General features: G+C 56.7%; 23 protein-coding genes. 5 read left to right on the top strand and 18 right to left on the bottom strand.

The genetic code is table 11. The features are described 5' to 3' along the window. Positions 1-189: 189 nt before the first annotated feature. Genes EBAPG3_RS08680 through EBAPG3_RS08660 form a run of 5 tightly spaced genes read right to left on the bottom strand, consistent with a single transcriptional unit; the run spans position 190 to position 4,488 of the window. A complete protein-coding gene (locus EBAPG3_RS08680) occupies positions 190-2,001 on the bottom strand; it encodes a portal protein (protein ID WP_004178452.1) in 1,812 nt (603 codons plus the stop codon). Further along, complete coding sequence (locus EBAPG3_RS08675; protein ID WP_004178450.1) at positions 1,998-3,251, bottom strand: PBSX family phage terminase large subunit; 1,254 nt, start codon at positions 3,249-3,251, stop codon at positions 1,998-2,000. The genes EBAPG3_RS08680 and EBAPG3_RS08675 overlap by 4 nt, the downstream gene beginning before the upstream one ends. Before the next feature lie 41 nt (positions 3,252-3,292). After that, positions 3,293-3,805, bottom strand: coding sequence for a terminase small subunit-like protein (locus tag EBAPG3_RS08670; protein WP_004178449.1), 513 nt, complete (start codon positions 3,803-3,805; stop codon positions 3,293-3,295). Continuing rightward, entirely contained in the window at positions 3,798-4,103 is a 306-nt protein-coding gene (locus tag EBAPG3_RS08665; RefSeq protein WP_040852533.1) for a hypothetical protein, read from the bottom strand. The genes EBAPG3_RS08670 and EBAPG3_RS08665 overlap by 8 nt, the downstream gene beginning before the upstream one ends. Continuing rightward, positions 4,087-4,488 carry a hypothetical protein gene (locus EBAPG3_RS08660; RefSeq protein ID WP_004178445.1) on the bottom strand — a complete coding sequence of 134 codons (402 nt, stop codon included), beginning with the start codon at positions 4,486-4,488 and terminating at the stop codon, positions 4,087-4,089. The genes EBAPG3_RS08665 and EBAPG3_RS08660 overlap by 17 nt, the downstream gene beginning before the upstream one ends. A gap of 461 nt (positions 4,489-4,949) precedes the next feature. Between EBAPG3_RS08660 and EBAPG3_RS08655 the strand changes: the two genes are divergently transcribed. Genes EBAPG3_RS08655 through EBAPG3_RS08645 form a run of 3 tightly spaced genes read left to right on the top strand, consistent with a single transcriptional unit; the run spans position 4,950 to position 7,558 of the window. Then, positions 4,950-5,540, top strand: coding sequence for a hypothetical protein (locus EBAPG3_RS08655; protein ID WP_004178440.1), 591 nt, complete (start codon positions 4,950-4,952; stop codon positions 5,538-5,540). Continuing rightward, positions 5,537-5,950, top strand: coding sequence for a Bor/Iss family lipoprotein (locus tag EBAPG3_RS08650; RefSeq protein WP_004178439.1), 414 nt, complete (start codon positions 5,537-5,539; stop codon positions 5,948-5,950). Before EBAPG3_RS08655 ends, EBAPG3_RS08650 begins: the two co-directional genes overlap by 4 nt. Positions 5,951-5,992: 42 nt before the next feature. Next, complete coding sequence (locus EBAPG3_RS08645; RefSeq protein ID WP_004178434.1) at positions 5,993-7,558, top strand: FAD-binding protein; 1,566 nt, start codon at positions 5,993-5,995, stop codon at positions 7,556-7,558. A gap of 6 nt (positions 7,559-7,564) precedes the next feature. On the opposite strand, the gene EBAPG3_RS08640 is transcribed toward EBAPG3_RS08645, so the two are convergent. The 5 genes from EBAPG3_RS08640 to EBAPG3_RS08620 all read right to left on the bottom strand — a co-directional run bounded on the left by EBAPG3_RS08640 (position 7,565) and on the right by EBAPG3_RS08620 (position 12,137). Beyond that, positions 7,565-7,996 carry a hypothetical protein gene (locus EBAPG3_RS08640; protein WP_227869186.1) on the bottom strand — a complete coding sequence of 144 codons (432 nt, stop codon included), beginning with the start codon at positions 7,994-7,996 and terminating at the stop codon, positions 7,565-7,567. Positions 7,997-8,150: 154 nt separating this feature from the next. Beyond that, positions 8,151-9,443, bottom strand: coding sequence for a chymotrypsin family serine protease (locus tag EBAPG3_RS15585; RefSeq protein WP_004178431.1), 1,293 nt, complete (start codon positions 9,441-9,443; stop codon positions 8,151-8,153). An 86-nt stretch (positions 9,444-9,529) separates the two neighbouring features. Then, a complete protein-coding gene (locus EBAPG3_RS08630; RefSeq protein WP_151898904.1) occupies positions 9,530-10,438 on the bottom strand; it encodes a Tat pathway signal protein in 909 nt (302 codons plus the stop codon). Between the two features lie 59 nt (positions 10,439-10,497). Further along, positions 10,498-11,130 carry a hypothetical protein gene (locus EBAPG3_RS08625; RefSeq protein ID WP_085921996.1) on the bottom strand — a complete coding sequence of 211 codons (633 nt, stop codon included), beginning with the start codon at positions 11,128-11,130 and terminating at the stop codon, positions 10,498-10,500. 107 nt (positions 11,131-11,237) lie between these two features. Further along, positions 11,238-12,137: a hypothetical protein gene (locus tag EBAPG3_RS08620; RefSeq protein WP_051049019.1), complete on the bottom strand. Its 900-nt coding sequence runs from the start codon at positions 12,135-12,137 to the stop codon at positions 11,238-11,240. 612 nt (positions 12,138-12,749) lie between these two features. Between EBAPG3_RS08620 and EBAPG3_RS08610 the strand changes: the two genes are divergently transcribed. Further along, a complete protein-coding gene (locus EBAPG3_RS08610; protein WP_004178117.1) occupies positions 12,750-13,715 on the top strand; it encodes a chymotrypsin family serine protease in 966 nt (321 codons plus the stop codon). Between the two features lie 149 nt (positions 13,716-13,864). After that, the gene (locus tag EBAPG3_RS08605) at positions 13,865-14,320 is read left to right on the top strand and encodes a hypothetical protein (protein WP_161493784.1); all 456 of its coding nucleotides are present in this window, start codon (positions 13,865-13,867) and stop codon (positions 14,318-14,320) included. Between the two features lie 132 nt (positions 14,321-14,452). Here the strand turns inward: EBAPG3_RS08605 and EBAPG3_RS08600 are convergent, their stop codons facing one another. The 8 genes from EBAPG3_RS08600 to EBAPG3_RS08565 all read right to left on the bottom strand — a co-directional run bounded on the left by EBAPG3_RS08600 (position 14,453) and on the right by EBAPG3_RS08565 (position 22,407). Next, entirely contained in the window at positions 14,453-15,067 is a 615-nt protein-coding gene (locus EBAPG3_RS08600) for an FmdE family protein (RefSeq protein ID WP_004178115.1), read from the bottom strand. 58 nt (positions 15,068-15,125) lie between these two features. Next, positions 15,126-15,566 carry a hemerythrin domain-containing protein gene (locus tag EBAPG3_RS08595; RefSeq protein WP_004178114.1) on the bottom strand — a complete coding sequence of 147 codons (441 nt, stop codon included), beginning with the start codon at positions 15,564-15,566 and terminating at the stop codon, positions 15,126-15,128. A 54-nt stretch (positions 15,567-15,620) separates the two neighbouring features. Beyond that, complete coding sequence (locus EBAPG3_RS08590) at positions 15,621-16,187, bottom strand: NADPH-dependent FMN reductase (RefSeq protein WP_004178113.1); 567 nt, start codon at positions 16,185-16,187, stop codon at positions 15,621-15,623. Positions 16,188-16,356: 169 nt separating this feature from the next. Next, entirely contained in the window at positions 16,357-17,853 is a 1,497-nt protein-coding gene (locus tag EBAPG3_RS08585) for an aldehyde dehydrogenase family protein (protein ID WP_004178112.1), read from the bottom strand. A gap of 83 nt (positions 17,854-17,936) precedes the next feature. After that, entirely contained in the window at positions 17,937-18,602 is a 666-nt protein-coding gene (locus EBAPG3_RS08580; protein ID WP_040852402.1) for a dioxygenase family protein, read from the bottom strand. Continuing rightward, positions 18,592-19,716, bottom strand: a complete 1,125-nt coding sequence (locus tag EBAPG3_RS08575) for an NAD(P)-dependent alcohol dehydrogenase (RefSeq protein ID WP_004178106.1) — start codon at positions 19,714-19,716, stop codon at positions 18,592-18,594. The genes EBAPG3_RS08580 and EBAPG3_RS08575 overlap by 11 nt, the downstream gene beginning before the upstream one ends. Positions 19,717-19,857: 141 nt before the next feature. Beyond that, the gene (locus EBAPG3_RS08570; protein ID WP_004178105.1) at positions 19,858-21,405 is read right to left on the bottom strand and encodes an FAD-binding oxidoreductase; all 1,548 of its coding nucleotides are present in this window, start codon (positions 21,403-21,405) and stop codon (positions 19,858-19,860) included. Between the two features lie 15 nt (positions 21,406-21,420). Continuing rightward, the gene (locus tag EBAPG3_RS08565; protein WP_151898902.1) at positions 21,421-22,407 is read right to left on the bottom strand and encodes a hypothetical protein; all 987 of its coding nucleotides are present in this window, start codon (positions 22,405-22,407) and stop codon (positions 21,421-21,423) included. Between the last annotated feature and the right edge of the window lie 3 nt (positions 22,408-22,410).

The raw sequence follows: 22,410 nt of genomic DNA, 5'->3' as shown, positions 1-22,410 counted from the left end.
CTCCTACTGCTTAACCCAGTGAGCGGGCCGCCCGGGTATGAGCGGGTTTATAAAACTCCGGTATCGCCGTGAGCGCGCTTGCGTTATCCGGAAGTCCGGATAATCGAATCCGGGAACAAAAAAGCCGCTCGAAAGCGGCTGGGTATAACGCGGGGCGTGGTATGCAAAACGCATTGCGTCGCATGAAGCTCACAAGCTGGCTTCTGCTGTAGCCTGCTGCTCTCCGCCTGTACCTCCCGCTTTACGCAACTGATCCGCCAGCTCATGCCGGTTCGGCACATCGGACAGTTCCAGCATGGCCGGATACAGTACAGCCTGGTATGCGGGCGGCGCCGCTTGTACGATCTGTGTGAAAGCCTGCAGCTGCTGCGCCCTGAAACTCGGGGTGGCGGGTATGTCTTCCAGCACGACCCTGACCTGGGCGGTCTCGATATCGTTCTCGATCATGGGGCCGGAGTGCGTCATGACTTCACGATTGAAATAGATGGTCTTCTGTTTGTTGCCCTGCTTCACTGCGGTGGTCATTTGCTTCCCCAGCAAGTCGTGTTTAATGAACGCAAGCAGTTGCTGTCCCACCAGCCGCCGGGCATAGCGAAAATTATCATTGGGCTCCGCCAGCACCGTGGAACCCTGTTCCACCAGACTGTTGATGGCAACGCCGCTCGCGGCCTGCGTCGATGCGCCAAGCATCGCCCGGTACACGCCGCTCACCGCTTCGATCCTGTGCTTGCGCTCCTCCACCAGCTGAAACACCTGTGCGGCCAGCGCATGCTCGCGTGTCACCTTGAATCCTGCGGCATTCCTGCGCTGGGCATTCAGAACGGTCATCGACCGCAGGCTGCTGATGTTATGCGCGACCTCCTGGTATGTATTCTGGCTCAAATCGAGCGCATCGTTATCCACCTCGACTTTTACCGAATTCAGCACTTCGTACAGCAGGATATCCAGATCGAGAATCTGGTCCTGCGGCCCTCGCATATCGCGGATCAATCCGTACGGTACCCGGCTGCGGTCCTTGCGAAAGCACCAGAACGGAACATAGGGAAAATCCCGATGCGGCAGCGGGCTGGGTACATCCATCAATTTATGCGGTCCCAGCCAGATTGCCACGCGCATTCTCGGCAGCAGGGATTTCTGCACGTATACCAGGCCCCCGCTCAGCGCGGCCTCATGGTATGGATTGTCTTCGCGGAACTCAATCGCCTTGCCGTCCGGCAATAGCAGAACGTACGCCTCCTCGAAATGCCGGTACCACAGCTCGGATAAACGCACCATGCCCGAGTTGCGATTTAGGTAGTCCTCCTGGCCATGTCCCCACGTCTGGCCCCATGCCTGCTCGATTTCGTAGGCCCTGGCCATGCGCGTATCGGCGCCTTCGTACACGTCCAGATTGTTCCAGCCGTTCCAGCTATTGCCGATAAGGGCCTGCTGTTCCGGAAATATTCTCGCCGCCTGCGCACGGTCAACCCACTTGTCGCGCCGCACATAGCGCGCATCCGACAGATCCGGCTCCTTCGACGTCCAATCCCACCAGATTTCGTTGCGATGTATCTCCCGCACCCGGTACGGATACCTGAGTGGATCAAATTCACGCGAGACCTCGACCCATCCGATTCCTGCCCGGATCATGCTGGAATATGCGTCGGACATTGCCCTGTCCGCCCTGGATTCCGCTTCGACCTCCTTGATTTTGGCGGAGAGCCCCTCGGCTATCTCGGCCTGCCGCTCGTCGTCGGATGTAATCTTGTAATCCGTGCGGCTGCGCGCTTCGATCCCCAGCACGGCATTGATGGTCGGCTTGATCAGATTCGAATCCTGCGGCGGAATGCCGGCATCTTTGAGGCGCTGTATCACCTCGACACTGGTCTGAGCGCCGTCGTAATAGTCGCAATCCGTATCCGAATCCAGACGCCATTTCGGCTGATTGCGAATCTCCCGGCAGATGCCGCTGTATGCCTCGACCGATATGTCCGCCGCTATATCCGCCGCATCCGGGATCATGCGCGCCAGCCTTTCATGCTGATGCCGCGCGCGCTACCGGCTGGCCTGTCGTCTTCGGTGGACACGGCAAAGTAGCGGAATGCGTCCGCGGCATGGCTATGGTGATCGTGCAGCGGCCTGCCACTGAGCTGCCTTGTGGCCGGATCGACATCGAACCGGTAATGCCGCAGGCTCTGCAGTCCTTCCGCACACTTCGCTTCATCGAAATAGCAACGGTTGAATATCGTTCTGGCGGCATTGATACCGTCGGAAATCGAAAGATTCGGCACTATCCTCACCTTGCGCCCGGCTGCGAACATGATTTCCTCCACGCTTCGGCCCGTGGCCAGCGTTTTGGCCCTGGCGTCGTGCGGCAGCCAATCCGTGCCATATAAATATCCCTTGTCTTGCAGCACATTGATGTAGTGTTGTATTGGCATCTGATTGTTGCTGTAATAATCGATTAATCTGAGTTCGCTGCCGACAGTTTGCGCAAACCATATGCTGGTGTTATCCGCCCAGCCCAGATCGAAGAACGTATGCACCGGTTTTGCGGCATCGTAAGGTACGCTCCTGACGCGGCCTTCTTCCTGGGCCAGCCTCAGTTCCCTGGCGTAAATCGCACCGTCGAGCGTAAGACGGCAATGACCCTCCCAGACATTCAGGTACGCGTCGGGATCCCTCGTTTTCAAGTCATCCTTCTCGCGCAGCAACGTATCCGGAAACCACGGGTTGTCATTCCAGTTGACCTTTACAACGACGGCTCCCGCCGGCGGATTGACAACAAACCGCTGATGCGTTTCGTCGGTCTCCAGCTCCGGGTTATAGGTCACCCAGATTTCCGAACCCTCCTTGCGGATGGTCGGAACAAGCGTATCCCAGCTTGGCTTGCTTACCGCTTGGGCTTCCTCCACCCATACCCGGTCAATGCCCTCGAACGACTTTATCCGCGTAATGTTGTTGCGCAGCCCGGCAAACAAGAATTCGGAGCCATTTCTACCCAGAATGATGTTGTTCTGCACTTCGTAAAATGATTCTAGGCCGATTTCGGCAATCTGGGATTGCAATAGGTGATGCACCGACTCGGCAATCGAATTCTGGAACTCGCGCGCACACAGTATGCGCAGCGGCGTGGCCGCAGCCTGTATCAGCAATGCCCTTGCAACGCTCCATGACTTTGCGCCGCCACGGCCGCCATATAAAATCTTGTATCTCGCCGTTTCGAACAGAAATCGAAGTTTTTCAGGAAATTCCGCCCTGTGCGCGGTCATGCCGCTATTGAATATTCGAAAATCATGAGACAGATATCCGGCTACTTGCCGGAAGTGAGCGTTGCGACAAAGGCCACTTCGACCCTGTGCACAATCGACTTGCCCGCATCGCCGTCTTCCCGCGTGCTCAACGATTTGTCGCCGTATTTCCTGGGAGCGAGCCTTGCCGCGTACCACTTGCGCGCATCGATACGCAGTTGGGAACGCGCGATTACCTCGCGGTTCATCACTTCTTTTCCCTTCTCGTCGGTATAAGTATCTTTTGACCCGTCGTCGGAAATTTCTATGATTTCTTCCGCATAAGCGTCCACGCAAAGCTCCTTCGCACGCAGGTATTGCTGCATGAGCGCCGCATCGCTCGCCAGCCAGTTCCATAAGACCCGCTGGCTGATACCGGTCTCCACACACATCGCGCGCGCAGATTTTCCCAGCGAAATACCGGTGCAGATCGCATCCACCAGTTCACGGGTTTTTATCGTCGGGGCGCCCCGCTTGCCGGGAGCCGCCGCACTCGCCGGTTCCCTCGTTTTCTTCTGGAGCCTGTGTTCATTCATGATCTGTTTCTTTTAGCGGCAGGCTATTGCAGCCCTTTACCGCCGCAAGCAATTTAATCTCGCATGCCCACCGTTCCTCTATTTCGACGCGCAGCGCACGATTGATAGTCAAGGCATCGTCCTTTGCGGATACGCGATCAACCGCGTAGGCCGATTTGCATTCCGCCGGTGTTTCCACTTGACATAAAACGGGAACCGGCTTTTCGATCAGTTGTGTCTGAATGACGGGCTTGCCGGCGCAACCGCTCAACATTAATGCAAGCATTGGCAGCGCCGCCAGGCTAGTGTGATAAGTCATGGCGATGGCGGCTTTGCACATACTGTATTTGCTCCATACTTATCACCTCGCATTGTTTGCCAGGCGCCGCTGCCGCAACTGGCGGCAGCGAGCGTATTTTCTTTGCATTGCCTGTATGTGTTGCCGCGGCTGTTGCCGCGCTCCTCATTGCCTTGATCGCGTCTTTTTCTCTTTTAGCGGCGGCTACTGTCAGCGTCTCCAGCGCCATGCGCACAGACTGAATATCAGTAGCGCACTTATCATTCGCTGCCGATAGCATTGCATTGTTGGTATTAAGCCGCTGTATCTGCGAAGCCATCCGCCAGTCGCTCAGTGCAAAACCGCCACCGAACGCAAGTGCGGCAAGAATGGCAATCACTATTGCTGTAACCGCTGGACTGATCATTTACATTACCCATGAAAAACCCCGCTTGGGGGAGGAAATAAAAAAACCCGCGCATGGCGGGCAGATAAGGAAAGCTACATGAGGCAGTTTCTGTTTACGAGACAAAAAAATACCCGCATAAGCGGGTTTGGGAGCTACATAAAACACCCGCCGGGAGCAGGGGCAAAAAAAAGCCCGTTTTTGAACGGGCGGACAATAAAAAACTCGCCTGAAGCGAGTTATGATCATATTGTGAGTGGGCGTAAAAATCCACTATATGGAAGCGTATTATATAGCGTTACCGGCATTTGTCAAGCTATTTGTTTCCACGATTTACGGTATCAATCCCTTTCTGTTCAAAAATTGATTTTCCCGCTATCAATGCTATAAATAACTTCATGTGAACAGGCTGAGTTATAATTTCTTCGAGATTGCCTCATGACTTTGAAATTCCTGGGTATTTCCAATACTTGAGCAGTCCCGTGATCAAATATTTCGCCAAATATCTGGGGGTCGCCCTACTGGGCGCGGTCTATTGGGGGTATTCGGGCCACACAGCGGCGCAGGAAGCGAGCAGCACGGATGTGGACATGGGCGCCTTTCCGGCGGATACGCAGCAGGGCATGGCTCAGAACAGTCCGTTCATTTCTCCGGGAACGCTCCTGAATCACAACCCACCCACTTCCAATCGCGCCCCTGGCGGCCCCAATCGCAGCGCTCAGCCCGGCACTCCGTTAATATTATTGCCACTGCCAGCCAATAGCATGTCGGGATTCAACAGTTCGTACGGAACGCAATTTCCCGGCAGTTACCTGCCGGGCGGCACACCTCTCCATCGATACAACGGTTATGTGGTTTGCGATCCGCCCGATCTCGGCAAAGGAGCAGCAGCCGGGGCGGGCACGGGCGCAACCGCCCAGCGCATAGTCAAGATTACGTCGACAAGATCACCCTCCGCCCCCAGTCATCCGCAACCATGCCCCGTTTACACGGTAAATGGCGAATTCCAGCAGCCAAAGGGCTATACCACCACCCCGCCGCCAATTCAAAACACACCAGGAGGCCGTCAATGATTCCCGCTACGGCGATAATCGCGGAAATAATAAAAAATCTTCGCTCCACCTGTATTGTCGCCTGCATGGCAGGCCTTCTTATTTTGCCCGGCTGCGCCAGCTTTCAGATCACAATACCGGATTCCGATCCCATCAAACCCAAGGGCCATACCGAGGGGTATTTGAAGAAGACCATGCATGCCTACTTCTGGGGACTGGTGCTTGATCCGCAGGTACTGTCGGCGGAATGCGATGGCCAGGGCATCAACGACGTTATCGTCTACCGCTCATTGGCGCATGACCTGGCAGGAGTGATTACCCTGGGTTTCTGGATGCCAACGGAGGTGTATTACCGCTGCAAGGCGCCCCCGACAAGGCCGGGTGTGCTCCCATCGCCATCCAAGCGATCGAAATCACGGCAGCTTTCCTGAGAAGAATCATTAAATGAGAAGGAATAAAGGAGGGAACAGGTCATGCCCAACGGACAAGGACGCAGTTTCTTCAGGCCGCAGGCACTCGAGACGGGGCGACATCAATCTTACGAGCAGGCGCTTGAGGGAGAATACGCCTTTAGCATAGACCGGGGCGGCAAGCCGCCCTTCGAAACCTACAACGACGCAACCAGGGAGTTGCAGGGCATCATCCAGACCTGTGTTCAGGATGGCGTTTCGCTGCGGGCGCATGGCAGTCTCTGGTCGCTGAGCACGGTTGCTGTCACGGATGGCCGCCTGATCGATACCGCGGCCCTGCGGCTGGCGTTCGAGGTGCCCCAAGCACTGACGCACCCGGCATACGGAGGTGATGCCGCCAAGCTGCGCTTCGTCGAATGTGGCAACTCGGTTGCCGCGCTGAACGACTATCTCTTTGCGGCCGGTTTGTCGGTCAAGGGCTGCGGCTCCAATAACGGCCAGACCATTGCCGGTGCGCTCTCAACGGGCACGCACGGGGGCGCCTACAGGTTTGGCGCCATGCAGGAGATGGTCGTCGGCCTGCATCTCATCACCGGGCCGGACAAGCATGTCTACCTGGAACGGAAATCCTTCCCTGTCATGCAACCCGCATTTGCCGAAAGCATAGGCGCGGATTTTATACAGGACGACACCTTGTTCAATGCCGCGCTGGTAAGTTTTGGCTCCTTCGGAATCATACACGGCATCATGATCGAGACGCGCGAGCTGTTCCTCCTCAATGCCGTGCGCTTCCGGCATCCCTACGATGCCACACTCAAAGCGGCGATTGCCGCTTGCGACCCCACACGCGTTGCCCTGCCGGCGGAAGCCAATGCCGTGCCCAGGGACAAGCCCTATCATTTCGAGATCTTCTTCAACCCCAACGAAGGCACGCCCCCGGACGAAGCCATCGTTCTTATCATGTATGAGGGGATTTACGACCCGAACCACTATACCCCGCCGGCATGGAATGCCGGTGAGGCTGGCTTGGGTGCATCGGGACTGGATATCATGGGAGCGGTGGTGGGCAGGATACCCAGCCCGCTCAACAAGGTGGCCGTGCCGTTTCTGAACAGCCAGGTGAATCAGGAGTTCGCTCCCTATTTCAAGCAGGCGCTCATCCGCGATCTCTTCCGCGGCGAGAAAACGCTGGGAAAGACACTGGCCTGCGGCGTCGGCATGCCGGTGGCGCGCGCGGTCGAGGCAATGGAAATCGCTTTCAAGGCATACAAGAATTCAGACGCGGTTTTGCCGGTCATTCTCTCGCACCGTTTCGTCAAAGGCACCCAGGCACTGCTTGGATTTACCCGTTTCGACACCACCGCCATCATGGAGCTGGACGCGGTCAATACGCCAGAAACCCGCGCGTTCTACAACCAGGTCTGGAACGATCTGGACGCGGCGGGTATTCCGTTTACGCTGCATTGGGGCAAGTACAATTCCTTCCTTACGCCGGATCGCGTGCGCAACCGCTACGGCAATGCCGCCGTCGATCAGTGGATCGCCAGCCGCGAAACCCTCATGGAAAGCGCGGCGGTGCGGCAGATCTTCAACAATGCCTTTATGTCCGGCGTGGGATTGGCAAGCTGAAGACGCTCAATCCCGCTTCACGGCAATCCAGGAAGTGACATCACCCGCCTTCGCGCGGCCATTATCATGGGGGACCGTACGTACCACGGAACCCGTCAGCGTGGGACGCTGATTGATGCCATTAGACCACATCGGAGTGAAAAAACCCACATAATCATAAACCTGTCCATAAGAATCCTTGGTATCGCCGATCCCCCGGAATCTTACCGTGCAAGGCAAAACGAAAGTCGTCCAGCCCGATAACCGGAATTGATAAGTGTCACCAAAGGACAGCTGCCCCGCAAACACTTCCGGAGCGAATTCTTCGATGATAAGTTCGCCCCTGCCGAACTCAAGCGCATTGAATTCCTTCGAAACGTCGGGCTCGTTGATAAAACTTCTGTACGTCCAGCTTCCCAGTACTGAATGTGGAGGCAAAATACAGTTTTGCATAGTCATGATTCGAACCTCTTGATTTTATTGACGAAATTCATCGGCATTTTTTATGGCCGGTGAGGCTGGAGGCGTGGCGCCCCTGTATATATGCATTTATCATTCCGGAAGAACCCCGGGCAAACGATGAATGCAAGGTAAAATGTTGCAGCCCATGGTGTTAACAAATCCCGGGCCCCGGCGCAGGCTGCAATGGCGGCGGGGGCGGATAGGGAATCAGGAACGGCGGCTGCGGCGGAAACGGTGGCGCAGGGGGAAAGGGAATCAGGGCCGGCTCCTCGAACGGCTGGCATGGCTGTCCCGGCTGACCTGGTTGATTGGGCTGACCCGTCTGACCCGGCTGATTTGGCTGGCCTGTCTGGCCCGGTTGATTGGGCTGACCCGTCTGACCCGGCTGATTTGGCTGGCCTGTCTGGCCCGGTTGATTGGGTTGACCCGTCTGACCCGGTTGATTGGGTTGGCCTGTCTGACCCGGTTGATTGGGCTGGCCCGGCTGATTTGGCTGAGCGCTCATGGTCACGTCGAGAGCCGCCAGGACAGCCGCGATGGGGTTGGCCAAACCATAAGGATCTTTCGGGTCACCCGCAAAATAAAGGCCGACGGCCTCGCTGGCACCATTGAGTATTACAGAGCCGGAGTCGCCATTGTCGCCAAACTTTGCGTTCCGGTTTGAATCAGGCTTTATCCCGATCTGATTGGTGAGCTGAACCTGGCCGATACCATGCCCGAAATCAAGATTCACGCTGAGTTCATCCGTGTCAACGATGCCATAGGTAACCCCCGTGGTCCGGCCACGCTTGCGTACGGACTCACCAAGGGTTGCCTTATTGGTTCCCGCTATCCTGCCGATATCGAGGATTTCCCAGTCTATCTGACGGGCCGAAAGCTCTGCCACTGCGCAGTCAACCTGATCGCCGAATATCCCCCGTTTTACGACGCCTATTTCGGACTGGGGACAGGTGCCACCATCAATCCGGGAAGGCTGCACAATCGCATCGCCGGGGGTCCATGTCTTATCGATGCACAGCACATGAAAATTACTCAGGATCATGGGCTTGCCGGTCGCATTATCCGTAACCAGGGCGCCCAGGGTTCCTCCCCAGGTCATCCTGTCCACCACCCGGCACGGACCAATGCTCATCCCACCCTTTAAAACAGGATACTCTTTCGTGTCCGCCGCCAGCACGAGATCAAGGGCATCCACGGCCAGAGGGTGCAATACGAACCTGCGCTCGATCACATCGGTTGGGAATCCCTCGATTGCCTGGGGAATTGCATCCGCGGGCGATACATCCCGTTTCTTCTCGACAAGAACACGAATCGCCAGGGTGCTCGTGGGTCGCCCCCCTATTTCCTTGAAGCCGATGTCCACTCCCGTGACTCCGGGGCGATTCAGCAGGCTTTTTTCCACAGCTGTCTTAGCCTGTTTTAGCTTTGGATCAATCTCCGCCATAGCAATCTCTCCTGTGTCGGCCGGGGAAACTATTTTCCAGGCCTTGTATTATCAATAATGACCACGTTGCCCATCGCTAAACCATGCTATGCGGGCGAGTTTCCCGATGCAAGACGGCGTCCGATAGTGAGAAGAAGGTGCTCAGTCTCTGCGGCGTGCGTATTGGCAACCGCCGGATCCTCAAGCCTCTCGTAAAGCCCGGCGGGCGCTCCCTCCCCCGCATCAGGTATCTTCCCCATCCATTTGCCCTGCCAGAAATTGCTTCCAAAAATGCAATGAACCACTTTCCAGCTTTCGATCCTGTCATCCACCCACCCATAAAACTTCCAATAAACCGGATTAACCTGCATCGAATAAAAATCCGGGAGGTAGTTGTACCGAGGATCGTCCCATTCGACCGGTATCGTCTCAACCTCAGGGCCGGGCTCTGGGCGCCGGGCACCTGGAACCGCCGACCACCTCCGCTTCACTGTGTCATGTACCGTAGTGTGGATAAGCGCGCCCAGCATGCCGAGGCTTATATCCTTCAAAAACCCGGGATCGGTGAACATGTTCTCCCAGGGCTTGAGGTACTTCTGGAAGGTAAGCTCAGTCTTGGATCGCGTCATGAATTGGATGACCACCGGGAACTCTCCCGGATCAAACCACGGCGCCGGAACGGGGAAGTCTGGATCGTCCGGAGAGGGGATCTCCAGCCAGCCTTCTATACGCCGATAGTTCGGATCGCCCGCCCGTGCAAGGATCTTGTTTGCATATTGGATGGTCTGACGGTGCATATAGAGATAATCCTCGCCAGAGCCATTGTCCACGAATGGCTCCCCATTCTCATCCAGGGCTGGCCGGGGCGGCTCCCATCCCGCCTTGCGCAACTCATCCTGCAGGTCTTTTGGATAATTTACCCAGTTGTCACGTATCTCATGCCAGAGATAGTAATGCATTCGACATGCCCGGGCAGCCATCGCATCGACAAGTTGTTCAGGAACGGGAGGGGTCACTGTATCTTTCCTCAATTTCAAAAACGTTTCTCGGAAAATGCTCGTGGACTATTCCGGGATTAATGACAACAGTGAACCCCTTCCAGGGATGGGTAGCCGCCATAGCCGCGTGCCGCCTCCAGGGACGGATAACCGCCGTAGCCGCGTGCCGCCTCCAGCGAGGGGTAGCCGCCGTAGCCGCGTGCCGCCTCCAGCGAGGGGTAGCCGCCATAGCCACGTGCTGCTTCCAGCGATGGATAGCCGCCGTAGCCACGTGCCGCTTCCAGGGATGGATAGCCGCCGTAGCCGCGTGCCGCCTCCAGCGAGGGGTAGCCGCCGTAGCCGCGTGCCGCTTCCAGGGACGGGTAGCCGCCGTAGCCACGTGCTGCTTCCAGGGACGGGTAGCCGCCATAGCCGCGTGCCGCTTCCAGGGACGGGTAGCCGCCATAGCCGCGTGCCGCCTCCAGCGATGGATAGCCGCCATAGCCGCGTGCCGCCTCCAGCGATGGATAGCCGCCGTAGCCGCGTGCCGCTTCCAGGGATGGATAGCCGCCGTAGCCACGTGCTGCTTCCAGCGATGGGTAGCCGCCGTAGCCGCGTGCCGCCTCCAGCGATGGATAGCCGCCATAGCCCCGTGCCGCTTCCAGGGACGGGTAGCCGCCATAGCCCCGTGCCGCTTGGGGGTTGCCTTCCATCTGTGGGTAGCCGTTCATAAGAATCTCCTTTATTTATAAGTTACCGTTGGTAAAAAATTCCCTTTATTACCGTTCTCGAAGCCTTTCTCAGTTCGCTGCGAGAATCAGCGTAAAGCCCTTTCTGCCTACCATGCCTCCATCGAAAACGATGGCATGAATGGGTTATTGTGAAAAACGCCGGTCTGGGCAATCAGATTTGCGACCTGCTGCGACTCTGCCATGGGAGACACCACATGCTCCGGACCCTCGTGTAATGCGTGCGGGGCAACCATCTCCGCGTGGCCCGGCATCTTCCCTATCCACGTTCCTTTCCAGAAATTATTCCCGTACACGCCATTGGCAATCTTCCAGCCCTCAACCCGATCATCAATCCAGCCATGCAGCTTCCAGAATATCGGGTTGACGTGACTCGAATACGTGTCGCCCAGAAAATCGTACCGTGGGTCATCCCATTCCACGCCAATCACCTCACCTCTTGTTGGATCGATATCCCCAGTGGCCTGCAGAGGATCAGGACGAACGGTGCCGGTAGAAGCCGCCCATCTCATATGCATGGCGTTATGAATCGTCATCTCTATTAGCACGCCGAGTTTGCCGAGGGTTACACTACGGAGAAACACGGGATCAGTGAATGCTTTTTGCCAGAATCGAAAGCGCTTCTCATAAAACATATTCGATTTGATCCGCTCAAGATTCGCGAACGGCGCCTGTCCCTGTCCGCCTGGATCAAACCAGGCTGGCGGCACGGGATAGCTTGCATCACCCGGCGGTGGCACCTCCAACCAACCCTGTACACGCGGATAGCCAGGATCTCCCACTTGCTTCAGGGTAGCGTTGACATCCCCAATCATTTGCCGGTGCATGTAAAGAAAATCTTCGCCGGAATCGTTTTCCAGATTCGGATTACCGCCTTCATCCAGAACGGGCCGGGGGGGTCTCCAGCCCAATTCATCGATCTTCTGCTGGATGTCGCGGGGATATTGGTGCCAGTTGTTCCGCACTTCGTGCCAAAGCCAATGGTGCATACGGTGCTCGCGGCTCGCCATCATCTCGGTTACTTCTTTTGGAAGCGGATGGTCGTTACGACCCGCGGCGCAAGCTGGACATCCCCCGGTGTGTGGATCATGCTGATGCCCCCCCGGATGAATATGATCGGAAGCCGCAGGGTACGGCTGAGCATCAGGAGTGGCAGCGCCTGCAGGGTGCGAATGGAGATCCATGCCAGCGGGATTCACGGCCTTCCCTTCGGATTCATGGTAATGTCATAAACATGTTGGTTCGTCATCGCTGATCGTCCGTTTGCTGAAATCCTGAAGCGCATCCTCCCGGCAATGTCGCTACCGTCCGCTATACTGGGAGTGATAATAGAAATCCAGCCGGACTTCTTCTGTTCGGTAACGTACAGTAGAAAAATTTTCTTGATCGGGTGAGTGGCAGGCCCAAAACCTGCTTCTCATGATGAGAGAGCCCCTTACGGGTGAGCTCTGGAGATCCACCCCATGGCGAGTCAGAAGGAAAACCGCGTGCTACTCCCCCGCCGTGTCAGGCTTAATAGAGAGAGTTCCGGCACGTTGCAGGACGGGAACAGGACGGACTTCGAGTGGATATTTTTGATTAATTTTATGTAAAACATACCCATGTCTGGCAGAAATCGATCTGGAACGAGAAAAGCGCGACCTCAGGCAGAGTTCGAGAAGCTAATCGGCATATGCGCGAAAAACTATCTTAACTATCCCAACGTTATGGGAGTGGGAGGTGGTTTGAAGTTTGTCAAAAACCGCCAGCTTGACGAAAAACTTTGTATCCACTTTTACGTTAGCCGGAAAATTAAAAGTTCCGAGCTGCTGCGTGGAACCCTGCCAAAGTTTGTTTTCAACCGATTTGACGACGGTTCAAAAGACTATACTAAAAAAATTCTTACCGACGTCATTTCGTTGAAGGGACTGCGATTTGCATGCAAGGCAGGTGCGACTGTCAGCGTTATCGGGGAATCGGGGGCACTGACTTTGATATTTCAAAATAAGGCTTCAGATCAACTTGGATATTATTATGCGATCACTTGTGCGCATGTAGCGGGAGATGTCCGCCGCACCCCTCCAGTCAATCCGGCAATGAAAAGCACTTGTTGCAATAACAATTCGAATTTCGCAACCACCATTGCCAACAGTACGCAAGAAAATCAACATTTGGCATACGATATCGCCCTGGCTCAAATCACGGATTCATGTACTCCTCAGCCAGAACTGGAAATAAAAGGAGCCTCAACAAAAATAAAGCGCTTTCTTCCCTCGGGGATGATTCGAACGTCCATGACTTTAAATTGCGCTTTCCCGGCATCAAATATCATTTCGGCAAAGGTAGCGGGATTCCGCATCACCTTGCCGATAACGGTTGATCAAGTAACGTACCAGGTGGAGAATCTGTTTATGATAGACAGAACTCCAAAACAAGGGGATTCCGGAGGTCTGCTTTATAATGGTTCGGACGCCGTTGGCATACTTGTGGCAATGGCCGACAACTTCGGGTATTTCCAGCCGCTGGGCGAGGCGTTTGAGCATATTAAAGGAATTTTTGGCAAACCTGTCCAGGTATTCCAAGCCTGAATCCAGCGATTGAGCGCTTACCTCCTGCATCGGCACTATGATTGACAAAGACTTTTTGATCGCTTGGCTTTTACATGACGGGACTGATGGCACGCTATCCCGGACAGCCGCCGAATTTTGGTCAATTTCTTACTCGCAAGGAGAAAATAATGAAGAAACCGCTTTCAATCATGGTTACAACAATGTTGGCTTGCCTGACACTCGGCTGTGCAACGATAGTGACGGAAAAAGCCGAGCTTGGATCAAAACCCAGCGGAGTCCGTATCTATCCTCCCAAAGTGTACCTATTGGTCGATACTACGGCCAATGCGTCGACTTTGGTCTACGCTCCGGATTATCAGCGGGCCTATGATGTGAAACCCCTGACTATTTTAGCCAAACAGGATTTCAAGATTGAAACTGATGAAGGCCAACTCAAAAGTTTGGTGTCCAACCAGGATACAACCGCCATTCTTACTTTTTTTCAAAGCGCTGGAGACCTGGCCGCCAAGGCGGCGGGAGTCGCTGTTTCAGCCTCGACCATTAACGGAACTTTCGGGTTGGAATCAGGAATTTATCTTTTGGGTGACGATGGAATATTTCAAAAAGTTGCCGTAAAGAAATAAACCCCGGATAAACACGAATGAGTGGACGCCTTTTCGCACTGGATGGCCTCCAGGTCACCTGTCCCGACTCTTCACTGATCCACCCTCCAATTCATTTTATGCGCGGTTGACGCATAAGAAAATGCGGCTGGACTACTGCATGGGCGTAAGCCGTACCACGCGCGGATCGTCGGCAAACTCCAGCAGCAGGCGCCGCACGCGCTCCTGCCAAGCTTCGGCGAAGGCGGCACGCTGGGAATCATCGGCGCTATCCTGCAGAATGGCGGCTAAGCGCATCCCTTGGGCCGGATCGTTCGGCACCAGCGAAACATCCAGGCTCACCGCCACGCTCGCGCCGGTATCGAGGCGTTTGAAGGTGATGGCGTCGCCTTCGCGATGATCGGCAAAACTGAGCAACCCCTTGCGCCGGAAGCGTCCCTGAATGCCCTGAAAGCCGTTATCGGCAGCCGCGCCGGTGAGCAAAGTCAGGACTTGCGCCATGACGCCGGTGGTGCCTTCATTCTCCGGCGCGGGCATATGCACGGCAATGGCCCCGCGCTCGGCAGGTTCGCCCGGATAAAGCGCCGCCAGCGCCGCGCGTCCCATCAGGAATGCGCCCGCGACGGTGGGGCAGGAATGACCGGCCAGGCGCACCACATCTTCATAGTGGTATTCAAGCACGCCGTCACGCGCGGCGCCCAGTGTGGCGGCAAACGGATCATGGGTAAGCACCACCGGCGCCTGCTCATAGAAATCGGGAAAATTCATGCGGATCTCCTCTTCGGGTTGGGTAAATGGGGGCTGGGGCTGGAGCTGGAGCCGCCGCTTATGCATCATCGGCATCGTCATCCACGCCGGTAATGGCAACGCAAGGATGGGACTGTAATTGCGGGAAAAACGTACGTTCCTCATAACGCACGTGCGCACTGACAAGGTCCGCGAAGCGACGCAGACGCACAACGGGTTCAAGTGTGCACGGGCCGGCGGCAAGCATCCGCAGTTCGGCATGCTCGGCGAGAACGCGTGTCACCGCCTGGGGATCGAGCGCATCCCGCGCGGCTCGTATCAACCGTTCCTCCTTCTGGAAATGAGCGGCCATCAGTGTATGCCAATGAGCCTCGATGGAAGCCACCGCGGCGGCTATTGCAGCGGAACGGGCCGTCCCGTCGTTCTCGTTTTCATTGGCTGCGCGCCGTGCGGTACGCGCCATTACCAGCGAAGTATGGTGTTCGCGCGACAACGAAAGCAAAGCGCCAACCCGAGGCATTCAATAAATACCGGTGAAATGAATCAGCATGAAATGGTTCACGGATTGGATGACTCATTGCCTCATGGTTTTCAGCGCCTGCGCCCATTTGTGCAACTCATTCAGCAACGTCGCACCCGAATTCTTGTGATGATCGCCCGGCAGAAAATTTTCGTTGTCATCAAGGTGGCTGGAGACATTCTGCACCGTGACAGCTTCCACCATCGGCATTATTTTCAACGTGGTCAGAGTGAGCTTTTCTATCAGAGCGGAACGCATGCCGCCAGAGACTCCCCCATAACTGACAATCCCGGCCGGCTTGTAGTTCCATTCCCTGTAGACGTAATTCAGCGCATTCAAAAGAGAGGGCGGCGGTCCGAAGTTGTATTCCGGCGTCACAAAAACATAGGCATCGGCCGCATTGACGCTGGCGGCCCATTTCTTGGTATGTGCGTGCTGGTAATTCTGGCGAATGGGATGCTCCGGTTCATCGTATACGGGAAGATTGAATTCGGCGAGGTCGACCAGTACGGCTTCAAACTTGCCATCGTGCAGTGCAAGTTCGTGAAACCAGTGGGCGATGGGAGGGCCGACGCGGCCCGGCCGCGTGCTGCAAATGATGGTATGAAGTTTAAGAGCCATGGTTTTTCCTTATCAAACTAAATCCGGCGGTTGAAGGGGTGATTGATCGGGCTTATGGCACAAGGGAATTCACTATTCGCTTCGCCTCCTTCTCCGCCTGAGGGGTGCCCCTTCCCTCCGAAGGCACCATGAACTGCGGCGGGTGGCGCTGGCAAACACGAAGGCTTATTCAGAGATTTCCCAAGGGATAACGGCGCGGTGCGTGCTGGATGGTCACCCATTGGTCGGTGGTGAATGCGGCTACCGCCCAGATGCCGTTAAAGCGGCCGATGCCGGAGTTCTTCTCCCCACCGAACGGATTGTAGGGCAAATCGTTTACCGGCTGGTCATTGACATGCGCCATGCCTGTTTCAAGCTGCTGAGCGAAGCGCAGGCCACGTTCGACATCGCGTGTGAAAACGGCTGCAGCAAGCCCAAGTTCCGTATCATTGGCAATCTTGAGCGCCTCGCTTTCGCCTTGCGCACGGATGAAGGGCGCGATCGGCCCGAACGATTCCGTTTGCGCCAGGGGCATCTGGTTTGTCACGTCGGCGAACACATGCGGAGGCAGAACAAGGCCCTGCGCTTCGCCACCTGCGACTTGGCGCGCACCGGCCGAAACCGCCTCCTGGATTCGGCGGCGCAGGCCATTCAACTGAGCCTCATTGATGATGGGGCCGATCATCGTGTCCGGTGCATTCGGATCGCCACGCTTCAATTTGTTTACCCGGTCGACAAAGCGTTCGAGAAAGGCATCATGAATGCCATCGTCAATAATGAAGCGGTTGACACTCATACAGGTCTGACCCTGATGCAGGAATTTGCCAAATACAGCCGCCTCCACCGCCTGTTCCAGATCGGCGTCGTCCAGCACCACGAAGGGGCCGTTACCGCCCAGTTCCAGTTCGAGCCGCTTCAGGGTGGGTCCTTCGGCAGCCAGTTTGGCTATATTGCGGCCAACCGGCGTTGAACCGGTAAATGAAATCACGCGGGGAATGGGATGGGTGACAAAAGCATCGCCAATTTCGCTGCCTGCACCGACTATCACACTGAGAACACCAGGCGGGAGACCGGCCTCCTCCAGAATCTTCGCCAGCAGCAGCCCGCCGGTCACGGGCGTGTCGCTCGCGGGTTTGAGGACAACGGCATTGCCAACCGCGAGCGCAGGCGCCACGGAACGAACGGAAAGCTGCATCGGCCAATTCCACGGGCTGATAACACTCACGACACCGACCGGCTTGCGATACATGCGGCTCTCCTTGCCCGGGATATCAGCCGGAATAATACGGCCCTCCACCAGATAGGGCAGGGTAGCCCCCTCCAGCAGCACGGCATGCACGGTTCCCCACTCCATGCCGGCCTTGATGCGCGTGCTGCCTGCTTCCTGAATCAGCCACGCGATGATTTCCTCTTGGCGCGCTTCCATCACCTGCGCCGCGCGGCGCATTACCGCTGCTCGCTCGCCCGGCAGTGCGGCTGCCCATTCAACCTGTGCCTTGGCGGCGCTGCGGTAAGCTTCGTCCATGTCATCGCGGCTGGCGTGGGGGATTTCGACGATAACTTCCCCGTTGTAGGGATTGAGATCGCGCAGAACCTTCGCACCTTTTCCGTGCCGCCACTTGCCATTTATCGGCAGTTGGTCAAACCCTATGTAATGCGGCAGGGATTTTTCGTTGCTATGTTCCATAGAAAACCTCCATCTTTCTTCAATCCAGCGCCACATTCAATCCGGCACTCATATGAAAAAGGCCAAGTCCGTTGCGGATGCCACTAACCCCGCAATACGATATCGAATTCCGCTACCATGAAATCGGGCTCCCCGGGCGCTGGCGGGTCCAGCTTCACGATCAGCGCCTCTGGATTGGTCGCACTCTGAAGGAACGCGTCCGTCTTATGGTAGGGATCACCCTCGAAATACATCTGCGTAATCAGCTCGTCATGGCGGCCCCTGACATCGAAATGAATGTGCGCCGGCCGCATTCTGGTCGGCGTGACGGGATAGGGGGATGGTTTTATGGTCTTGAACTGGTAACGGCCATCGGTGCCAGTGATCACCGCGCCGAAACCCTCGAAATTGGGATCGAGCGGTGCTGGGTTCGTATCGTCGGGATGGGCATAACGCCCCACCGCATTGGCTTGCCAGATTTCGACGTCCGCCCCCGCAACCGGTTTGCCGGCGGGGTCGATCACGCGACCCTTGACTATGAGAAGCTGTCCTTTCGCGCGCCCCGAGCCACCGGGCACTCGCGTCAGATCTCCGCTGCGATTGGGCTTGCTCATAATGGGATAAAAAGGCCCAAGAATCTGGTCCTGCGTCCGGTTCAGAACCATTTGCGCAAAAGCAGAGCCGGCGGGGGGCAGTATCCCCGCGGCGAACAGCGCTGCTGATGCTTTCAGAATAGTGCGACGACCATACACTGGATTATCAGACTTCATATTGATGGCCTTCTTTCAGCAGGATAATTGGTTTGATCGTGACTCCCTTCTCGCTGTCTTCAGCCGCCTGATTAATCTGCTCCAGCGTATAGAACTTCACCAGTTTGTCGAACGGAAAACGTCCCTGGGTAAAAAGCTCGACCAGAGCGGGAATAAAGAGATCCGGCTTACTGTCGCCTTCGATGATCCCGATGATACGCTTGCCTGTTGTCATCACGCCATTTACATCGAAATTTGCCTCGGTACCCAAGGCTGGCGCCCCTACGATACCGCAGGTACCGCGTATGGCGAGTGCGTCGATCGCCTGGCGCAGGACCGCCGGGCGGCCGCTCGATTCGAGCGTAAAATCGGCGCCGCCGCCGGTTATTTCCCGTACAGCCTGAACCGGATCGGTCTCGCGGCTATTTATGGTATGAGTGGCCCCCAGTTCCCTGGCCAGTGCTAGCCGCGATGGCACCACATCCGCCGTGATGATGATCGCCGCCCCCGCCACGCGCGCCGCCATTACGGCGCTCAATCCCACCGCTCCGCCGCCGAACACCGCGAAACTACTGCCCGGGCTGACTTTAAGCGCATTCATCACGGCTCCCGCGCCGGTTTGAATACCGCAGCCAAGCGGACCGAGCAGTTCGAGCGGAGCATTCTTCGGTACTTTGATGACATTGCGCTCGTGAACGAGGGCAAAGGTGCCAAACGACGACTGGCCGAAGAAATGGTCGTGGATCGGCCCGTTCGCATCTCGGGTGGCCGTGCTGCCGTCTTCACGGGTGCCGCCGAAATTAAGCGCATAGAAGTTTTGGCAATAGGTCAGATCGCCGCGCAGGCAGGGTTTGCAGTGGCCGCACCACATATAGGTCAGCACAACGTGATCACCCACCGCCACTTTCTTTACGCCGCGGCCGATCTGCTCCACCACGCCCGAGCCTTCATGTCCGAGTACGATGGGCAGAGGCACCTCATAGAGCTGGTCGCGTGCCACCATGTCCGTGTGACACATGCCCGCCGCTACCACCTGCACCCGCACCTCGTCGGAACGCGGCTCATCCAGGCTGAGTTTTTCGACCTGAAAAGGCCCCCCTTTCTGGCGTATCGTCGCTGCTTTGATCTCTCTCATTCCTGGCCTCCGGTATGTGTTATCCGAGTGAATTCCCGAAGAACGGTCCCCGGATGGGTCCCGGCGCGGATCGACGAAACCCGATATCAACCCAGGTGAGCACAGCAGGAACGCGCTTCATCCCCCGCTGCCAACAGGCTGCTACAGCCGGATACCCGATTTCCCCGGAGCGAGGATTCCATTGGGGTCCAGCGCCTTTTTAAGAATCTTGTTGACGTTGCGCTGCACCGGGCCGTAGGTGTCAGCCACCTTGTCCATGAACGCGGTATTAACCCGGTAGATTCCGTACCCCTGCGCCGAAAACGTCGTCACCAGCTCGTCGAAACACTGGTAAGCCGCCTTCACCTGATCTGGGTTGGTCTTATCGTACAAGACATCGACAACATGATGCATGTCACGCATGCCGACAATGAATTCGCCGGAATAATCCAGTCCATATTTGCCAAGAATCTGCTTGGTCAGAGACATTTGCTTGAGCGTTTCGCTGCCACGCGCCTGGGAAACAGGTGCAAACCACATCGAGCCACCGCCGCCGCGCCAGTTGTACAAGGAAAATTCCTTAAGCGTCATATCCCCGCGCATGAGCGCGGCGCGATAGGCAAATGCGGGGTCGTCAGCCGCCTCTTTCTCGGTCAGGATCTTCGCCTTGCCGGATTTGCCGAACGCCTGTGTCACGATCTTCCAGTTCACGTCAATCTGTTCCTGTGTGCCGTAAAGCGCCGCATAAACATTCCAGATTCCCAGCTTGTGATCCTTGGTGATCTTGCGCACCGCCTCGTCCGTAATCGATCCGGGCCCGGTCACATAGTCGCTGCGCCGGGCCTTTACCGGTGCTTCGTACAATGCATGGGCGATGACGACGGCATTGGGAATCACGCCGTTGATGCGCAGCGGCCGGATGATTTCCACGATCTCCACGATGTCTTCTTCATGCTGGTACTGGATAACAAACGGCTTGAAAGCGGGCGGAGCAGGCATGAGCCAGAAGCCGAATTTGGTGACAATGCCATAGTTGGACTGGGTGAAAATTCCATCCAGATAGGGACCGTAACCCCACTTGAAAACCTGCCAGGTATTGGAGTTCGGCATCGAACCCATTCCGGTACGCAGCACTTCGCCATTCGCCAGCACCACCTCCATGCCGCAGGCATACATGAAATGCTCGCCATAGGGCGTATAGCCTACCCCCCGGTCCAGCGTATTGCCCACCGGCCCCGCGATCGCCGAGGGCGCCGGCATGGATAGCCATAAGCCCAGCTTGTGTTCGGCGATATGGTCGTAGAGCTGTTTGTAGGTGACCCCAGGCTCGACCAGGGCGTAGGCCAGATCCTTGTCGACTTCAAGAATGCGGTTCATGCGCTTGAGGTCGAGTACGATCTGGCCCCGCTCCGCCGGCGCCGCGGAACCGTAGCCCAGATTCTTGCCGGTTGAAATGGTCCAGACAGGCACCTTGTACTGGTTGCAGATACCCAAAATCTTCTGGATCTGTTCCACCGTTGTGGCCATCAGCACCGCGGAGGGGGCATGTTCGGAGTCCGGCACCGGCATCATGGTTTTGATGTAGGGTGCAAGCTGTTCCGCGCTCGTTAACACGGAAGTCTCGCCAAGAACACCCCGAAACGCCTTGATGGCGGCATCAAAAGTCTGTTCGGACACACCCTTGGGCAGTGCAATATATTTACCGGCCATCGCTTGCTCTCCAGGCTAAATGTCTATTACGAATGAGGTGAATCGCTCCGCCACGCGAGGGAGTTCCTCCCGGCTCTCCCCGGCCGACTGATGGACGAATGCGCGGCTGGAGCAGGACTCCCCAAGTGCGCCCGTTCCCAGCGCCGCGGCCATGACCGCATAGCCCACCGATTCCACCCACCCGGCGGAATATGGCTGTCTCTCTTCTTTTTTTACCGATGCAGCCGTTTCATGCGGCGATATCTGCTGCGAGGCAGGCATCCATCTTCCCGCTCTATTCCAGCCAAGCAATTCACACCCATTCGCGGGCGAAAGCCCGGAACAATGAAGCTCGACGGTGCCCGCTGCCGTGTCTGGTTCGTCGAGCCGGTAGGTCATAAATCCCGGAACGAATCCGTTTATTGCCGCGCGGTCGCTGTCAGCCTGCGCCTGCATGGAAAAAAAATTCTCGACGATGGAAAAGCTGCCCTTGTCGCGAACGAGGGCAATGAGTTGTGAGGCAAGAATACCGCCCGCGCTATGGCTTGGCGAGGCAGCGGCCCATACATGGCGAAGCCCCGGGATGCCCGGTGAACCGCCCCGCACGGTCGTATCATCATTGGAAGAAGCATGCGAGCCCAGCAGGATCAACCTGGCGCCGGCATTGCGTGCCAGTTCCGTGAAAACTGCCGCGCTGCCATCGTCCATCACGGCGATCCACCTGGTATCACGGGATTTTTCCAGCAACCCGCCCACCATCTCATAATCGTTGAGCAGCCCCCCTTTCAACTTTACTACCCGTAGTGCGGGGCCTGCCCCCGCCGCACGGTTGGCGTGGGCAGCATAGGCCGTGCGGATGCCTGCGGCGAACGCGGCGTCCATAGGTGTGTTCCCCAGCAATAATCCAAATCTTCCGGCCCTTCCGGGGGGAGGGCCTGCAAATGCCCCCGGAGGAATGCCTAGCGCCAGCAGCGTCCCGCCCGTCAGTACGCCCTTCATGAGATTACGTCTGTTAACGTCCATGGA

It is taken from the genome of Nitrosospira lacus (assembly GCF_000355765.4).
Taxonomy (GTDB): domain Bacteria; phylum Pseudomonadota; class Gammaproteobacteria; order Burkholderiales; family Nitrosomonadaceae; genus Nitrosospira; species Nitrosospira lacus.
Note: the sequence above shows the minus strand (reverse complement) of the source record. Positions and strands in the feature narration are given on the sequence as shown.

Coding starts and splice junctions, on each gene's coding strand:
- EBAPG3_RS08580 (WP_040852402.1), bottom strand. CDS start 18,602: ATGAAGTCTGATAATCCAGTGTATGGTCGTCGCACTATTCTGAAAGCA.
- EBAPG3_RS08570 (WP_004178105.1), bottom strand. CDS start 21,405: ATGGCCGGTAAATATATTGCACTGCCCAAGGGTGTGTCCGAACAGACT.
- EBAPG3_RS08675 (WP_004178450.1), bottom strand. CDS start 3,251: ATGACCGCGCACAGGGCGGAATTTCCTGAAAAACTTCGATTTCTGTTC.
- EBAPG3_RS08650 (WP_004178439.1), top strand. CDS start 5,537: ATGATTCCCGCTACGGCGATAATCGCGGAAATAATAAAAAATCTTCGC.
- EBAPG3_RS08605 (WP_161493784.1), top strand. CDS start 13,865: ATGAAGAAACCGCTTTCAATCATGGTTACAACAATGTTGGCTTGCCTG.
- EBAPG3_RS08590 (WP_004178113.1), bottom strand. CDS start 16,187: ATGGCTCTTAAACTTCATACCATCATTTGCAGCACGCGGCCGGGCCGC.
- EBAPG3_RS08585 (WP_004178112.1), bottom strand. CDS start 17,853: ATGGAACATAGCAACGAAAAATCCCTGCCGCATTACATAGGGTTTGAC.
- EBAPG3_RS08620 (WP_051049019.1), bottom strand. CDS start 12,137: ATGCACCATTGGCTTTGGCACGAAGTGCGGAACAACTGGCACCAATAT.
- EBAPG3_RS08640 (WP_227869186.1), bottom strand. CDS start 7,996: ATGACTATGCAAAACTGTATTTTGCCTCCACATTCAGTACTGGGAAGC.
- EBAPG3_RS08660 (WP_004178445.1), bottom strand. CDS start 4,488: ATGATCAGTCCAGCGGTTACAGCAATAGTGATTGCCATTCTTGCCGCA.
- EBAPG3_RS08595 (WP_004178114.1), bottom strand. CDS start 15,566: ATGCCTCGGGTTGGCGCTTTGCTTTCGTTGTCGCGCGAACACCATACT.
- EBAPG3_RS08680 (WP_004178452.1), bottom strand. CDS start 2,001: ATGATCCCGGATGCGGCGGATATAGCGGCGGACATATCGGTCGAGGCA.
- EBAPG3_RS08600 (WP_004178115.1), bottom strand. CDS start 15,067: ATGAATTTTCCCGATTTCTATGAGCAGGCGCCGGTGGTGCTTACCCAT.
- EBAPG3_RS08625 (WP_085921996.1), bottom strand. CDS start 11,130: ATGAACGGCTACCCACAGATGGAAGGCAACCCCCAAGCGGCACGGGGC.
- EBAPG3_RS08565 (WP_151898902.1), bottom strand. CDS start 22,407: ATGGACGTTAACAGACGTAATCTCATGAAGGGCGTACTGACGGGCGGG.
- EBAPG3_RS15585 (WP_004178431.1), bottom strand. CDS start 9,443: ATGGCGGAGATTGATCCAAAGCTAAAACAGGCTAAGACAGCTGTGGAA.
- EBAPG3_RS08665 (WP_040852533.1), bottom strand. CDS start 4,103: ATGACTTATCACACTAGCCTGGCGGCGCTGCCAATGCTTGCATTAATG.
- EBAPG3_RS08670 (WP_004178449.1), bottom strand. CDS start 3,805: ATGAATGAACACAGGCTCCAGAAGAAAACGAGGGAACCGGCGAGTGCG.
- EBAPG3_RS08610 (WP_004178117.1), top strand. CDS start 12,750: ATGTCTGGCAGAAATCGATCTGGAACGAGAAAAGCGCGACCTCAGGCA.
- EBAPG3_RS08575 (WP_004178106.1), bottom strand. CDS start 19,716: ATGAGAGAGATCAAAGCAGCGACGATACGCCAGAAAGGGGGGCCTTTT.
- EBAPG3_RS08645 (WP_004178434.1), top strand. CDS start 5,993: ATGCCCAACGGACAAGGACGCAGTTTCTTCAGGCCGCAGGCACTCGAG.